The organism is Paralteromonas sediminis (assembly GCF_003820355.1).
Taxonomy (GTDB): Bacteria; Pseudomonadota; Gammaproteobacteria; order Enterobacterales; family Alteromonadaceae; genus Alteromonas_F; species Alteromonas_F sediminis.
Genome location: NZ_RPOK01000001.1, coordinates 463,007 through 478,657, shown reverse-complemented (window position 1 = coordinate 478,657; position 15,651 = coordinate 463,007). Strand labels below are relative to the sequence as shown.

Genomic DNA, 15,651 nt, shown 5'->3' with positions numbered 1-15,651 from the left:
TATCTGTACGTTTTTTAAACAATACCATAGGTATGTTGAACTTCCGTTAAAAAGATGTATCATACATTTCACCCTAACTGGTCAGATGAGCGGACAAGTATTATGAGCTTACGTACAAACCTAAAAAAAGTCCTACCCCCGATTTCTGTTACTGAACAGGAAGCGCTTGATGCAGGTGACGTATGGATCGAATCCTCTATCTATCAGGGAAAACCTGACATGCAAGCACTTCGCGCTGTTCCAACGGCGAAGTTAAGTGCTGACGAACAAGCCTTTATAGATGGCCCTGTTCAGACGTTGCTTGAAATGATTGATGATTTCAAACTGGGCAACAGTGAACATATTCCTCAGGACATCTTAGATTTCCTCGGCAAAAACCGTTTCTTCTCAATGATCATTCCCAAGAAATTTGGTGGTCTTGAATTTAGCCCTTATGCAAATTCAACCATAGTGTCTATGCTGGCGTCGAAAAGTGGTGCCGTGGCAGTAACAGTAATGGTGCCTAACTCCCTTGGGCCCGGTGAGTTACTTATGCACTATGGTACTGCTGATCAACAAAACTATTGGTTACCGCGTCTTGCAGATGGTCGCGATATTCCTTGCTTTGCCCTTACCAGCCCTGAGGCAGGTTCGGATGCCGGTGCAATTCCTGATGCGGCAATTGTCACAAAAGGTACCTACAATGGTGAAGAAGTACTTGGCCTAAGCGTGAGCTGGGACAAGCGTTATATTACACTTGCACCTATCGCGACCGTACTTGGTCTTGCATTTAAAGTGTTTGATCCCGACGGCTTATTGGGTGACAAAGTAGAACTTGGTATTACTTGTGCCCTGTTACCAAAAACCCACCCAGGTGTAGAGTTGGGTAACAGACACGATCCTATGGGCGTGCGTTTTTACAACGGCACAACACGTGGTAAAGATGTATTCATCCCGTTAGATTTTATTATTGGTGGTCAGAAAAACATTGGTCGCGGATGGCAAATGCTTGTTAGCTGCCTGGGTGCAGGTCGTGGTATTTCACTACCAGCAATGGGTGTAGCTACCGCACAAACGTCGTTCAAAGGCGCAGCTGAATATGCCTTTATTCGCGAACAATTTGGTTTGCCAATCGGTCGCTTTGAAGGTATTCAGGAAAAGCTGGCGGACATTGCGGGTAAGAACTTCCTGCTTGAAGCCATGCGTGTATTAACAACAGAAGGCTTGGGCATGGGCTTGAAGCCCTCTGTAATTACTGCAATTGCCAAATATCACATGACCGAACTTGGCCGTGATGTGCTTAACTCAGCGATGGATTTACAAGCGGGTAAAGCTATCCAACGTGGTCCGCAAAACACCCTTGCCAGTGGCTATCAGGCCATGCCAATTGCGATTACCGTAGAAGGCGCGAACATCTTAACGCGTAACCTGATGATATTCGGTCAGGGTACCATGCGTTGCCATCCGTATCTAAAAGAGATGGTTGACCTCATTCACAGTGATGACAGCAGTGCTGATGCACAATTTAACGCCGTATTGCGCAAAACAGTCAGCTTTAGTGTGAAAAACGCCTTCCGCAGTTTATTCAACAGCTACCTGACGCCTATTCGCAAGGCCTCTACAACCTTGCCTGAAGTGAAGCCGTATGAAAAACGTGTTAATGCTCTGGCAGCAAAACTGGCTCCACTCGCTGATTTGTCGTTGGCTGTGCTAGCGGGAGATTTGAAAAAAGCAGAGCTTTTGTCAGCGCGTTTAGGTGACGTGATGAGCTACTTGTACGGTGCCATGGCAGCTATTCGCTTCTACGAGCAGCGTATAGAAGACCGTAAACTTGCGTTACCGTATTTTGAATACGCCATGCAATGGTCGTTGCAGCAAGCTGAACAGGCTATCGTTAATTTCGTAAGCAATTTCCCCAATGCGCCAGCACGTGGATTAATGCGCTTACTGACCAACACTTATACAAACAGTGTTACGGGCATCAGTGACGACTTAGTCCGCAAGCTATCTTTGGCTGCCATGCAAGACAACAGTGTGAAAGACCAACTAACACACCTTGTTAAAGTGGTACCTGGCGATGGCAATGACATTAACGAACAGGCCTTTAAAGCGAAACACGCTGTGCTACCTCTACTGAGTAAAGTACAGAAAGCGCTGCGCAAAGAACCTGTAGTGCCATTTGTGTCTTTCGAAAATGCAATCAATAAATTGCAGGAGAAGGGCCTTGTCACTGCCGATGAAGCTGCCAAGTTGAACGATTACAACGAAAAACGTAAGTTGGCGGTTCGTGTAGACGAGTTTACCTTTGATATGGACTTGCTGAGCCCAGAGGAAACCGACCCTACGAAGCAGATAAATGCAGAGAAAGACGAAAGAAACGCTGCATAAATTAACGTTTCGTTGTATTGTCTAAGGGTAGCCTCTGCGCTACCCTTTTTTGTAAGTAACAGCCGTGAATAAGGAATAAGCTGGTTTTGTCTCAACAATCGCGTCCAGCCCCCATCAGTGAGACGCAGACACTGCGCCAAATGATTGAGCTTCTGTACCAAAGTGCGGGGACTGCTATTGTCTTAACCTTTGTCGCTGTATCAGTTGTTACTTTTCTAATATCTACTGAAGTCACTAACACACTTAAATATGATTTGTGGGCAGCCATGGTAGTTACTTTGGCGATACGCTCCTTTGATTTGGTGTATTGGGCATTTACTGTTCGGGATACGGATTTTGAACCCAGCCTTACCTACTACCGATACGCCGCCGGAGTAGTACTGACCGCAGTTGTTTGGTCAGCTTATGTGGTTCTGCTATACGACGACTTTGATATTCTGTCACTCTCAGCGTGCATTATTGTTACTTGCGCGATGACAACCGGTGCAAGTTCTATCCTTGCTCCGAGCCGAAAACTGAGCATTACCTATTGCACTTTGGTGCTCTTGCCTTTCTGTGTTATTGCTCTACAAGACTCGCGTATGCATTATTTCTCTCTCGGCGCGATTGGCCTTGCATATTGGTTTGCGCTGATAAGCCTAGCATTAAAAAGCAACCGCTTTGTTAATGAAACCATAGTACTTAGAAATGAAAACCAGCAGCTTAAAGAGTTAGCCAAGCATGCCCATGAAGAAGCCAGCAGTGTTAAAGAAGAATTGCAGCGTTCCAACGAGGCGCTCGATCACGCTAATGCGTCTTTAGAAATTGAAGTAAATAAGCGCACAGACGATATTCACCGTCTCTCCAATCGCGATCCGCTAACCGGACTAATGAACCGAAATGGCTTTATGCGCTTGCTCAACAAGCAAATTACCGCATCAAAGCGAATGAATAACAAGTTTGCTATTTTGTTTGTTGACCTTGATGGATTTAAACAGGTTAATGATAGCTTAGGACATCAAGTTGGCGACAGAGTATTGGAAGAAGTGGCGAGTCGCCTTGCGCGGTACAGTGAGGAAGACAATTTGGCAAGATGGGGAGGTGACGAGTTTGTCATGTTGTTACCCTATGCCAATGACGACACTGCGATGGCAGTAGCCAATGCAACACGAAGCAGCATCGCCTTATCGATAGACGTAGAGTCATACAATATCTCTCTCGATGCCACTATCGGCATTTCCTTGTTTCCTGATCATGCTGACGATGCCCAAGGCATGATTCAGCTTGCCGACTTAACCATGTACGAGCAAAAGAAAAGAAAGCCGGGTTCGTACGCGGTATATAGTCAGGAATATTACGATGCGCTGCAGGAAGAACTCATGTTGCGTGATGGTTTGAGAAATGCCATTGCCAACAATGAGCTTTCACTGTGTTATCAACCAATAATCGAAGCAGAAGGTGATGCTATCTGGTCTGTTGAAGCCCTGTTAAGGTGGAATTTTGACGGCAAGCCGGTTTCTCCTGCGGTATTTATTCCTCTAGCTGAAAAGTCTGGGCTTATTAGTGATATTGGCAATTGGGTATTACACAGGGCCTGTATCGATGCAGCGCAATGGCAATTTACTCGTGCCTCGGTGTCAGTAAATGTATCAGTAATCCAACTCATGGATGACAGTTTCATCAGCTCCCTAGACAAAGTCCTCCTGTCGTCAGGACTCGCCCCAGAACGCCTGCACATTGAAATTACTGAATCCGTTTTTGCTGACAATCAGGAAAAAGTACTGGCTCAAATCAATGCTGTTAAACAACGCAACATTCAAATTTCTATCGATGACTTTGGCACTGGATTTTCGTCGCTCTCGCAGCTTCAGTCATTGAGCTTTGATCACATCAAAATTGACCGCGCTTTTGTACAAAATCTCGAAGAAGGCAGCGACACCATTATTCGGGCAACGGTATTTATTGCCAAAGAATTTAGGTGTAAAACGGTTGCTGAAGGTATAGAAACACAAGCACATGCAGAACGCCTTAAATCAATGGGCGTAGACTGCTTACAAGGCTATCTATTTGCCAAACCTATGACCAATAACGCGCTTCCAGAATGGTGTAAACAGTTCGCTAAACGCACAAAAAATTAATTAAAAAAGCAACTCTCTCATGGCACAACTCTATTTCTATTACTCCGCAATGAATGCGGGAAAGTCTACGTCACTTTTGCAATCAGCTTACAACTATACTGAACGGGGCATGCGCACCTGTATCTTTACGGCCGCATTAGATGACCGCTATGGCCAGGGTAAAGTCTCGTCACGAATTGGGTTGCAGGCCGATGCACAGCTGTTTGACTCCCAAACCAATATGTTTACTGTGTTGCATGAAATGCACAGCAGCGCCCCGGTAGACTGTGTGTTTATCGATGAAGCGCAATTTTTAACAAAACAACAGGTTCGACAACTCACTGATGTTGTTGACGACTTGAACATACCTGTTCTAGCTTACGGCTTAAGGACAGACTTCATGGGTGAAACCTTCGAAGGCAGCCATCATCTGTTGGCCTGGGCAGATAAACTGTTTGAATTAAAAACGGTTTGCCATTGTGGTAGAAAAGCGAATTTTGTTGCCCGTCTTGACCAAAACGGCAAAGCCATTACCGACGGACAACAAATCGAAATTGGCGGTAATGAGCGCTATGAATCCCTGTGCCGCAGTCACTTTAAAAGTTTAGTTTGGAAGGATTAATTTACAGTTAATCTCACTCACCATGAACATATTTATTTGGTTTCTACTTATGCTGGCATTACTATCTACCTATAGGTAGATAGTCACATTGTAATTGGAGTTAAGAACCATGCTAAATACAGACTTTTCTAAACGCGTGGTCATACGCCCCAAAGATTATCAATGGGTTCCCTCTCCCATGCCCGGTGTTGAGCGCATGAAACTCGACCGATTAGGTGAAGAAACAGGGCGTGCTACTTCGCTGGTGCGCTATGCACCGAATACTGAATTTAGCCCCCACATTCATGATGGTGGTGAGGAATTCTTTGTTCTAGAGGGTGTGTTTGAAGATGAGCATGCTGCCTATCCAAAAGGGACCTATGTTAGAAACCCCATAGGCACCTCTCACCGACCTAAAGTTGGCGAAAAAGGCGCAACCATATTTGTGAAACTCCATCAGTTTTCTAAAGGCGATACTCACCAGTTTGCTGTAGATACTGAGTCTACATCATGGCACCCAGGACTGGTTGAGGGCCTCACCGTTATGCCACTCCACAATTTTGAGGGAGAAAATGTTGCCTTGGTAAGGTGGGCTCCCAACACGCGCTTTTCACCTCATCAGCACTGGGGAGGTGAAGAAATCTTGGTACTTGAAGGTACGTTCTATGACGAACATGGCACTTACCCAACAGGAACTTGGATCCGCAGTCCACATTTGTCGGCACATCAGCCTTATACCAAAGACGACGGTGCGTTGATTTATGTAAAGGTAGGACATCTAGCACCCTAGCCAAAACCCATTACGATTGTCGTTGACGTCATCAAAACAACTCAGCCACCGATGCGAACAAAATTTCACCAAACGGAAAAATGTGCTGGATTTGCTAATGACAATAAAATAAAAAGTGCTTATACTTCGCACCGCATTTCTGATGTGGCCCTTTAGCTCAGTTGGTTAGAGCACCCGACTCATAATCGGTAGGTCCCCAGTTCAAGTCTGGGAGGGGCCACCATTTTTAAAGACTTCAAGCGATAGTAAATACTTACAAAAGACCAACTCCAATCCTGCGGAACGGTAGCGGATCGGAATTTCATTGTTTTTTAATCTTCGTTCTTCAATTTCTCTTTCAAGAAGAAAGATCATTATTTCAAGTCTCTCATTGATTTCGACTAACGATTGGTTAATTTGCTTTTCCATAATTATCAGTGTTTAGCAGGCAACGTAAATAAAGCCTACTTGGCTGAGTGGTACTAGAAAACTGGCATTAAGTACGGTTTTTTATAGAGCCTGAAAATACCCTTTTTATAGTTTATTTACCTTTACGCGCAAGAATGCCGAAAATACCCATTGCTATGTTTAGAAAATATAGCGGGCAAGTTCTTTAAATTATGAATTATGCTGAATGGAGTTTGATGTTTGGCAAGCCTTCGCACTTAGATAGCCCCCATAACCCCGAATAGCCTGCATTTTGTAAGAAGCGGAACAAGGCCTTACGCGTCCATGGGTTGCCCCTACTGGTTTTTATTCCTTCCTCATTGAGATAAAACACTATGCTTTTATAACTTGGTATCTTGTAGGTGTCTCTGACTTTCAGATAAACCAACTGTAAAACATACTGGCGTCTTTCTCTCTGCAACTTTCTGTTCATTTTGATTAGCCCTACTTGATTGAGAACCAATATGCTGTTTATAGGTAATTTGAATTTTCTATTTCCCTTTACACCTTTATTATACCTAGCATGGTATAAGCTAAAACCCTTGTTTTTCTTTTGTTTCAAACAACTTTAAACCTTTACAGTCAAAATTAAGAGATAGATGGACATAGAGATAGATGAGCTACTTTTTTAGGTTAAAAAATCAAAAATATAGTATAAAGGTATAAAGATACGTTCTAACTCACAATTTAAAGGGATCTGCGTTATACCTCGTTAGGTATAAAGAAGGTATAACGAACTACTGTCCAACTTTTTGAACATTCTTGCAAAAAAACTCAGTTTGGCATTACATGGAGAATATTTATGTATAAATTAACAATCATTTCTTTGGCCGTTTTTCTAACTGGCTGCGCTACTTCATACGGCGAGAGATCTTTTTGGAATGATGGTGGCTTTTCAGAAACAGAGATACAGCCCAATGTTTTTAACGTTAGATTTCTAGGAAATGAATTTACATCAAAAGAAAGAGCATCTGATTTCGCAATGCTAAGGGCTAGTGAGCTATGCTTGAGTCGTAATTTAAATTATATGGAGGTTGGCAACGTCGCTACTGAAACTATAAAAACAGCTCACGTTCCGGGTTCTAGTACGACAACTGCAAGCGCTCAAGGTTTTGGCAATTCTGCATTTGGCACCTCAACTACAACATATACTCCCGGCACTGACCTCTATTCCCCTGAATCTGGATTAACTGTCAAGTGCGTACCGAAAAACTCAGAAGGATCATGGGACGCGAGTTTCCTTTCAAGATCACTTAAGACAAAATATCAAATGAACGGCCAGTAAAAAAAAGCTTGGCGGGGTTGTTGTAAACCCTAGCCAAGCTGATTTTTTTATGGAACGCCTTCTTACTTTTTTTTCAAAATATACCGTGTTTTTCTGCCATCCTTGATCAACTCTATATCACCAATTTCCACCATTCGCTGAATGATCAAATCAAAAGTATCGGCCTTATCTGAAGCCCTGGCCCTTTGCTTCTCCACCAACTTTTTTAGTGGCTTGAAGCATTTTAGTACAACCTGCTTAAGCTGGCTTGGTGTCTTCCCTTGAGGTAACTTCAATTGACGCTTGATTGACTCCCTAGCATAGTTTGCAATTTCTGCGATACTGGCATCAGCCTTTAAAGCTGTGTCTTTTTGCACTAAAAATGCAATATCTTCAGTACAACGGCTAACAAGCGCAAAAGCATATGCTACGTGCTCAACAGTAACGGTTCCCTCTTCTAGTGCTAGTAAACTAGCCACTTTTTGCACCTGCTCCATTACGCGTGCGTATATTGCGCCCATAACAGGCGCATTTAAGCGTTCATCTTCATCATAATAGACTTGAATAGCTTCAAGCATTTGCAAGGCTTCTGGCGTGGTTTTTAACTCACTTTCGATATTGTCCTTAATATCTCTAAGCCTATTTTCGACTCTGTAATCAAAGAAAAAATCTCTTTTCTTTGCGCGCTGCAGTTTCTCTCGCATTTCAGCACAACGAATAACAATACAACGTCCTATAAGCCCAGTCCCAATATTTTCTTCAGTAACTAAACTATCTAGCCCGGTCGGTGTTGAATGCCCCATTATTGAAACAATAGGATTAGGCCAACCATTTTCAATGTAACCCCGTTTTTTGAACAACCAGCGCAAAAGACCGTTAAGATTTTCGATATTGACGGTTTCGTCTTCAAGCGCTGTGTCACCTTTTTTAGCGTCTTTTGCTTTACCTATCCGTTTTTTAAGTTGCTCAATATCATGGTCTATTTCTCTTAAAAACTGGCGGCGATGGTTACCTGAAAACATAAACACATGAGACGTTGCAAGGGTTAATATTAGGTCACCTATTTTACTTTCATATGTATTGGCGTTTTTGCTTTTTATTGCGTTAAACAACCCTTGTATTTCATCAATTCGATAACAGCATCGTCCGTCCGCTTCGATGAGATTTCGGATCATATCAACATCAGAAGAAATACCACCAGCAATACGACGGCCCAACTTTAGATTTGCGGCTGTTTTAGCCAACCAAGCTTGGCCGTGTTCTTTTCCTGCAGCACTAGGCGCAATTGCAAGTGTTAAAAGATTTAGCTTTATACCGTTAATTCCCATTTTATCGCCTGCAGCAAGAGAGATAGCCTGCAACGCAACAAGCGGATAAATAAGCGGTGTAGGTCTGTTTGCTGTCCGCAACAAGTGGTCACAAATCAAACCAGCAAGCCCCGGCGGCTTTTCTAAAATGACACTTGAAATGTCAACGGGTAATGATTCGTTGCTTGGAGGTTCTTCCTCTTGAGTTTCGAGAAATAGCGCAAAAGCATCTTCACTGGCGCTCAAACCTAAAAGCTCGGCCGCTGCTTTTACTGCTTCTTTATAATCCCCTCTATGCTCATCTATACAAAACAAATCAAAAGAATCATTGGCCTTTCCATAGTAAGGGCTGCTTGAGTTGTGCACATACAGCCGTTCGCGTCCGTCTCTTTCGCTTGTTAATATTATTGCACCAGCAATGCCGCTTGTGCTTTCTGGAGGTAAATAACGGTCGTCGCGCACGTATTTAAAACCTCTTTTATGTAGCTCCCCCCTTAACGGAAAACGCTCACAATAACTATGTATAACACTTTCTCCTTGCTGGGTTTTATATGGTTGCTTTGGTTGTTGTAGTGGATGGACATGCTCCTCTGGCACGTGAAATGGGTGTCCTGTTTCATAACTTGCAGAGTAGTAACCCCCTTTTCGCCCTTCGGCTATGCGTGGAAAGTACCACGGTTGTGAAATGGAGTAGTTTTCTTTGACTGGTGCAACCTTTACCTTTGCTAAATGCAAAATATCAATAATTGCTTCCACACCTTGCTTTAGGTTTTTTATTGTCGCATTGCTTGGGACGAGCAATCGCCATTTATAAAACTCCGGCCCCTGCTTGTTGTTGCTATGGCTTGAATAGATTAAGTGCTCAACATTCGCAGACTTCATTGCGTTATGCACTAGCTCAGGGTTAGGCGCACTATCAATTATCTCTCCGTCCTCGGAAATAGACTTGTCGCCATCAATTACTATCAGCAGATTCTTCGATTCAAGCATAGATTTATCGTTACGACGGCCGTTGCAATAGCCCCTTAGAAAATAGGGACCATCTTTTTGTCCTTCCGACACTTTGGAAAGACTCACCATATCTGCAAATTCGCGTATGGTTAGTTCAAAAGGCTGTACTTCCGTATTGCTATACCCTCCTTGAAATGTCCGCGATAGCTTAAGTTTTGTGCTATTATGAGGTTGTGCGCTTGTCACGTTTTGAGTCACATTCAATGCCCCGTTAACCTGCCCAGTTTCGGGGTTTTGTTTTATAAACTCAGCCATGTTTACCCCCCTTATACACATACAATCCTTGTTTATGTTTTTTTCCCGCTGAATCAAAATCAAACACCCAGTGCATTTCTATTTTATGCCCCTCTTGGCGTAACTCTTTTATTCTCCCTGCTGGGTGCATTATCGATAGCAAGTGCCGGGCTTGTAACGTGGTGATTCGTCTATGCTCCTTCAAATAAGTAAGTAAGCGCGCCATTTGTACAGCTCTACTTTGTGATACTGCTGAGCTATACTCTCGTTGCTGATTTGATTGCATTGGTGTGCTGTCGATTGGCATTTGCTGACCAGCAGGTGCAACTGCTGGTTGGCCTCTACGATTAATCATGATCAAACCTCCTGACCAGATAAAAAAGCACTAACTTTTTCTGCTGGCCATAGCAGACGACCAGATGGAAGCTTTATTGGCCTGATTCCATAAAAACTTCCTGCTTTGCATAGGCGTGTTCGGATAGCTCCGGGCTTGTAACAAATAAGCTCGGCAAACTCTTCAGTGGTGTAGTTTTGTGGTGTTATTACTGCGTTCATACTAATACCCTCTCGTTAGTTGGCATTAGCAATATGGCAAAGGTTAAAACGAATTAAAATGCACGACGATCGTGACGTTAATTAATTCTTTTTTGGCCTACCTCTTTTTGGAAAAAGATAAGCATATTTCGGCTCAGTTAGTTGTGTTCTGATGTATTTTTTGAAAGTACGAAAATTTTTATCAGCATTTACAATTCCGCATTGCCCCCTTAAAACAATGTCTACTTTTTCTTTTCCGTGAATCTCTTCTAATTGGCCATGAACTTTTTGAGCAACTTTTGAAACATTCCATACTTTTTTTGTATCTTCCATTAAGACTTCCCTTGCTAGTTTACCAACGTACTCTTCAATAAGTTTTTGGTTCCTCTTTCTACTATTCAAACCAGCTTGTTCACTTTGGATTTGTATAAGTGATTCAAAAAATAAGTTTTCGCGCTCTGGCTCAAATGCTGACAGTTTTCCTGCTGCATAGCCCAAAGAATAAGCATCTATTGGATCATAATCAGTTGTACTCGATATTGCTCCATTGTTGTCAAAAAATTTATTGAGTTCAATTGCTAGATCTCTCCACAGATTTCTATAAGTATTAATCGAGGCTACCAATTGATCAGTGTCAATTCCAGTGACATTGTTTCCTCCTGCCTCTCTAGCCACAGCCAACAAACCAATGAGACGGTACAGACTGGCATCTGTTTTTTGTATTTTTGTGAAAGGCTCTTCATTTAAATCTTTACAGTAATTTGCTATTTGCTCAAACTGGTGTTCGATAATTTCAGTAAATGTTGTAGTCTTTCCACTTAATAATTTACTTGTATCTAAAAGCATAATGGGTGCGTATTTATACGTCATGGACACCACCTACAACATTCAATCTCTGCACCGGCACTGCTGGTTGTACTAACCCAGCCTGTTCTAATATCCAGCCTTCTAATTTAGAATGCCATTTTCTGAGTAGGTCTATTGGACGTTGCTTGTAGTGTTTCTCTGCAGTAGCGCTGGGCTTGTGTCCCATTATCTGCGCTACTACTCCAGTTGGCACTTCAACCCATTCGGAAAGCGTTGAAAAGCTGCGTCGCAATCCGTGTAACGTGATTTCAATTCCAGCTAACGCCTTTGCTTGTTGAAAGCTTTTTTTTGGCTCCTGCAGCCTACCTGATGCACTTCTAGGACTTGAAAAGACCCATTGGTTACGGCGTGGTAAATTGATTAAGAGGCTAGCGACATATGGGGTAAGTGGAATAACTCTCAATCCTGCGTCTTGCCCTTTGCTGGTGGCTTTATCTCGTATTGCTAACGTACTCCAAGTAAAGTCAATATCTTCCCATTTTAGCCCAGTGAGTTCGTTCCTACGCGCGCCAGTGAGCAACAGTGTTTGCAGGTAAGCAGAAACGACTGGATCGGATATTTGCCGTACATAAGTAAAGAAACCTGCAAGCTGTTCTTTTTGCAGAACATCACTTTTCGGCGCTAGCTTTGGGACTCTCTTTTTTATAGCTTTTGTTTTTAGCTTGTCTGGTTTAATTAGTCCTATATATTGCTCTTGCTCACTTGCCCAGTTTAAGCAAGCAAACAACATACGATAAGTTTGCGCGGCAACACCCGGACGGGTTTTGCTTTCTTCTCTTAACCATTGCTCAATTTTTCGGTCGTTAAAGTCTGCTAGCTTCGTACTAATAAGCGAATTTAAACACCCTGCTTTGGTTACTCCTTTACCCCTTTTCAATGGTAACCCAGGCTTTTGTGTTGCTTTAAAGTGGTGTTCAATATGACGGTCGCCCCAGTCGCTCTTATTCGCTTTTACATACTCTTCCCATACTTCGCCTAGCGTTACCCTACCTCTAAGTAATTCACGCTCTTCTGCGCGCTCTGCGGCTGCCTTTTCGCGTTTAACTTTAGCTGGTGGAATATTCTGGCTTGCTTGAACCGCAAGCTTTTCAGCTTCTTTTCTCGCTTGCCCAATATCAAACACTTCAGATGGACCAATAACAGCCCGGCGGGTTTTGCCATTTATCCAAGCTTGGTAAATGTAAGTTTTCTTACCTGACGCAAAGGCGCGTAAGCCTAGCCCTTGAGTTTTTGCGTCCCATAGAAACGCTTCTCGCTTTCCTTCGGGACATGAAAAATCTGCCACTCTTCCGGCTGTAAAGTTTACTTTCGTGCTAGTATTGGCTGAAGCCATTTGAACCCCCTATTGGTTCACTTGGTAAGCTCCGTTTGTGTTGCAGCACATCGGGGCTTTTTTTTTGCGGATTATTCTGCGGATCGGCTGCGGATCGTTATTTGGCTAATATATACCAATATAAAACAATGTGCCACCTTACAATAAAAATCAGTAACCCAATGTTTTTATTATAATTAGTATATTTTGGTATTGGTGCGTATTGGTTATTTTTCCCGACTCATAATCGGTAGGTCCCCAGTTCAAGTCTGGGAGGGGCCACCATCCGATTACTGGAACCCCTTATAAATCAAGGCCTCCAGAGGTTTTAAAAAGATTTTGTTCCACTTTTGTTCCACTCTTTGATGATAAGTATTGAGTTGGCAATGTCAAATTGTTCCACTCATTAACAACTAATACAAAGTAATATGTAATCGAACCGCACATAAAAAATAGCGTTAGAAGCGTAGCATTTAACATTTAGCGTCTTCCGGTTTTGGCAGTAACTCATATGCTGTGTTGGAGCCTTGTCTTACTCGTAAGCAATCAGCTTTTCGATAGCGCTTAACAGTATATGTTGATTTATGTCCCAATAATGCTGCCAGAGATTGGTCGTCCATATGAGATAATCTATTGACAAGTGTTTCTCGAAAATCATGAAGGCGATACTTATATTCCTTCTTTCCCTTTTCATTTATGATATAGAAGCCTTCAATATTTCTTAACGCATTCCATTCATTATCAAAAGTTTCGCGATGACCACTTTTAGATTGTGTTGACGGGAACACAAATTCGGCACGTCCATATTCTTCACGATGTGACGTCATTCTTTCATAGACTCTTTTACATACCTCTTTATGCAACGGTATGGGCTTACTATAGCCGTTGCCGCCTTTCGGTGTAATCGTCACGCTATGATTGTTAAAATCAAATTGTGAGTATTTTAGTCCAATCGTCTGTTTAGTTCTGAAATGACCTGTTGCTTCAATCAATAAGAATAAAGCAAATTCTGGACTTGCTGATTCGCTTATGTGATGAAATATTCTTTTCATATCCTCATTACTGATCACTACGTGCCTTTCCTTGTTTATCCTAGTTGCACTTGTATAGGGTAATGATTTTTTATGGCTGATGAGTCCTTCTCTAAGGCAGTAGTTAATAGCAGCTTTTATTCTCGTTACAATCTTGTCATGTACGCCATTGTTTTCTGCATAACTTTTTAAGTAAGCATTGAATGTGGCAACAGAAAAGTCAGTTAAACGTTGCTTGGTAAGCACAATAGATTTTCTACTCCCATTAGGCAAAGTGACCTCTTTGGGTTTAGATAGGTGGTTTTTTATCAGGGCCTTTATAGTATTATATTCCTCAGACCCTTCTCCTTTGGTCTCTGAGATATTAAACGCTAAGTGAACACTCAAAACATCACCTAACGTCTCAACGACGCGATTCTGTAATTTAAATTCTTGAGTTGTTGGCTTTCTGTCAAGTTCAGATTGGATGCGCGTGTAGCTTTTCAAAGTAGCTGTGACTTCATCCAAACTCGGAGGACAATCTAAGGGCCAATCTATAAGCGCACATCGGCTGTGATCTTTGTTTTTATTACTTTTGACAATTATTCTTCTTTTTGATTTTGTTAGCTCCAATTTAAGTCCTGTTATACCTGTCCCATCAATTTTTATATTCCTCTTTCCCTCAGCCAATATCGCACCGGTTATCTCATTGTTGAGAATATGCTCAAAATCGATAGCCTTGTTTCTTAAAACGGTATCCAAGAGACTTTTTTCGGATTTATCCTCTATATGCGCAACTGTTGGCTCATCAACTAGCTTTGTCGTGCTTTTGACCTCAGTAGCGGGCAGTACCTCTCCGTAAGCGCAATGTTCAGTTTTTGGTTGAGAAAAGCGTTTATTATCTTTTTCATAGCCATTACTGATGACGGGATTCTTTTTTGGATGAAATTGAGTTCGAGTTACAGTTTTGGCCTGCTTTTCTGACTCTTGCGGTGTTGTCATTTCTAGTTGGTCAAGAAAGAACGTTACCGCGAGTGGATGAAACTTGTACTTGTTCGATGACTTAAAATATCTACCTCTCAACTCTCCTGATTCAAATAATTCAACAACATCTATGAACTCTAAATCAAGCTCGTCCATGACATGCTCAACAGAGAGCATTCTATTGGGGTGCGTATGCACAGTAACCCCAACTGCACCATTTAGCGCAGTTACTGATGTATTATCAGAGTATTGGGTTGCTGACATTGCTCAACTCGTAGTTATCGACGAGCTTTAGGTTAGCCGAAAACATCTCTTTCAAAAAAAGTTCGTTATGTTTGAAAACCTCAATGTTTCTTTTTGCCCAAAAACATTCTTTCTTTGGTAGTAAAAATGTTTAAATAATTAACTAAATAATGGGATAAAAAAGCCATAACACTCTGTATTTGGCCTCACCGAATATTTCTCCTCCGAAACACCTATTAGTAAATAAGTAAATAAAAACAGGGATTCCAGATATGGAAAATCAATACGTTAACGCTACGTTGGCGGAAAACTTTTTTATTCGGCTGGGCAACATATTCCATTGCGAGTCAGATTTTATCAACGCATTGCATATTCGCACTGAAGGCAATAACTACGAGGCGCTCTATGCGCTATTTGCACAACATGCCGCGCTCAACTTTTCAAATGAAGAGTTAGTGTTGCTAAGAACGATACTCTCCGTGGTTTGTTCAGATACTGCATTGCATGGTGAGCCTGGTGATGATTTAGAGGAGTCACATTTGGATGACGAGCCATTACAACTCCAATTTGACTTTGGTAGAGACAAAATTCCCTTTTGATGCGCC

At 42.2% G+C, this 15,651-nt stretch carries 14 protein-coding genes and 1 tRNA gene; 7 read left to right on the top strand and 8 right to left on the bottom strand.

Features of this window, described 5'->3' with window-relative positions; genetic code table 11:
* The first annotated feature begins 102 nt into the window (after nt 1-102).
* The 5 genes from DRW07_RS02190 to DRW07_RS02170 all read left to right on the top strand — a co-directional run bounded on the left by DRW07_RS02190 (nt 103) and on the right by DRW07_RS02170 (nt 6,077).
* Nucleotides 103-2,367 (top strand): acyl-CoA dehydrogenase, encoded by a 2,265-nt coding sequence (locus DRW07_RS02190; protein ID WP_124026241.1) that lies wholly within the window; start codon nt 103-105, stop codon nt 2,365-2,367.
* Between the two features lie 86 nt (nt 2,368-2,453).
* On the top strand, nt 2,454-4,484 hold the full coding sequence (locus tag DRW07_RS02185; protein ID WP_124026240.1) for a putative bifunctional diguanylate cyclase/phosphodiesterase: 2,031 nt from the start codon (nt 2,454-2,456) through the stop codon (nt 4,482-4,484).
* A gap of 19 nt (nt 4,485-4,503) precedes the next feature.
* Nucleotides 4,504-5,085 carry a thymidine kinase gene (locus DRW07_RS02180; RefSeq protein WP_124026239.1) on the top strand — a complete coding sequence of 194 codons (582 nt, stop codon included), beginning with the start codon at nt 4,504-4,506 and terminating at the stop codon, nt 5,083-5,085.
* A gap of 109 nt (nt 5,086-5,194) precedes the next feature.
* Entirely contained in the window at nt 5,195-5,854 is a 660-nt protein-coding gene (locus tag DRW07_RS02175; RefSeq protein WP_124026238.1) for a cupin domain-containing protein, read from the top strand.
* A gap of 146 nt (nt 5,855-6,000) precedes the next feature.
* A tRNA-Ile gene (locus tag DRW07_RS02170) sits at nt 6,001-6,077 on the top strand.
* Here DRW07_RS02170 and DRW07_RS02165 read toward each other — a convergent pair.
* On the bottom strand, nt 6,056-6,262 hold the full coding sequence (locus DRW07_RS02165; RefSeq protein ID WP_124026237.1) for a hypothetical protein: 207 nt from the start codon (nt 6,260-6,262) through the stop codon (nt 6,056-6,058). The two genes, DRW07_RS02170 and DRW07_RS02165, sit on opposite strands and share 22 nt — an antisense overlap.
* A 196-nt stretch (nt 6,263-6,458) precedes the next feature.
* On the bottom strand, nt 6,459-6,713 hold the full coding sequence (locus tag DRW07_RS02160; RefSeq protein ID WP_124026236.1) for a recombinase family protein: 255 nt from the start codon (nt 6,711-6,713) through the stop codon (nt 6,459-6,461).
* A gap of 369 nt (nt 6,714-7,082) precedes the next feature.
* On the opposite strand from DRW07_RS02160, the gene DRW07_RS02155 reads away from it, so the two are divergent.
* Nucleotides 7,083-7,565, top strand: coding sequence for a CC0125/CC1285 family lipoprotein (locus DRW07_RS02155; protein WP_124026235.1), 483 nt, complete (start codon nt 7,083-7,085; stop codon nt 7,563-7,565).
* A gap of 62 nt (nt 7,566-7,627) precedes the next feature.
* Here the strand turns inward: DRW07_RS02155 and DRW07_RS02150 are convergent, their stop codons facing one another.
* From DRW07_RS02150 to DRW07_RS02120, 6 genes are all read right to left on the bottom strand, one after another.
* On the bottom strand, nt 7,628-9,607 hold the full coding sequence (locus tag DRW07_RS02150; RefSeq protein ID WP_124026234.1) for a hypothetical protein: 1,980 nt from the start codon (nt 9,605-9,607) through the stop codon (nt 7,628-7,630).
* A gap of 502 nt (nt 9,608-10,109) precedes the next feature.
* Nucleotides 10,110-10,451 carry a helix-turn-helix domain-containing protein gene (locus DRW07_RS02145; protein WP_124026233.1) on the bottom strand — a complete coding sequence of 114 codons (342 nt, stop codon included), beginning with the start codon at nt 10,449-10,451 and terminating at the stop codon, nt 10,110-10,112.
* A 2-nt stretch (nt 10,452-10,453) separates the two neighbouring features.
* Nucleotides 10,454-10,651, bottom strand: a complete 198-nt coding sequence (locus DRW07_RS02140; protein ID WP_124026232.1) for a DNA-binding protein — start codon at nt 10,649-10,651, stop codon at nt 10,454-10,456.
* A gap of 81 nt (nt 10,652-10,732) precedes the next feature.
* A complete protein-coding gene (locus tag DRW07_RS02135; RefSeq protein ID WP_124026231.1) occupies nt 10,733-11,500 on the bottom strand; it encodes a hypothetical protein in 768 nt (255 codons plus the stop codon).
* Nucleotides 11,490-12,830 (bottom strand): tyrosine-type recombinase/integrase, encoded by a 1,341-nt coding sequence (locus DRW07_RS02130; protein WP_124026230.1) that lies wholly within the window; start codon nt 12,828-12,830, stop codon nt 11,490-11,492. The genes DRW07_RS02135 and DRW07_RS02130 overlap by 11 nt, the downstream gene beginning before the upstream one ends.
* Before the next feature lie 452 nt (nt 12,831-13,282).
* Nucleotides 13,283-15,067 carry a tyrosine-type recombinase/integrase gene (locus DRW07_RS02120; RefSeq protein ID WP_124026229.1) on the bottom strand — a complete coding sequence of 595 codons (1,785 nt, stop codon included), beginning with the start codon at nt 15,065-15,067 and terminating at the stop codon, nt 13,283-13,285.
* Between the two features lie 251 nt (nt 15,068-15,318).
* On the opposite strand from DRW07_RS02120, the gene DRW07_RS02115 reads away from it, so the two are divergent.
* A complete protein-coding gene (locus tag DRW07_RS02115) occupies nt 15,319-15,645 on the top strand; it encodes a hypothetical protein (protein ID WP_124026228.1) in 327 nt (108 codons plus the stop codon).
* The last annotated feature ends 6 nt before the right edge of the window (nt 15,646-15,651 follow it).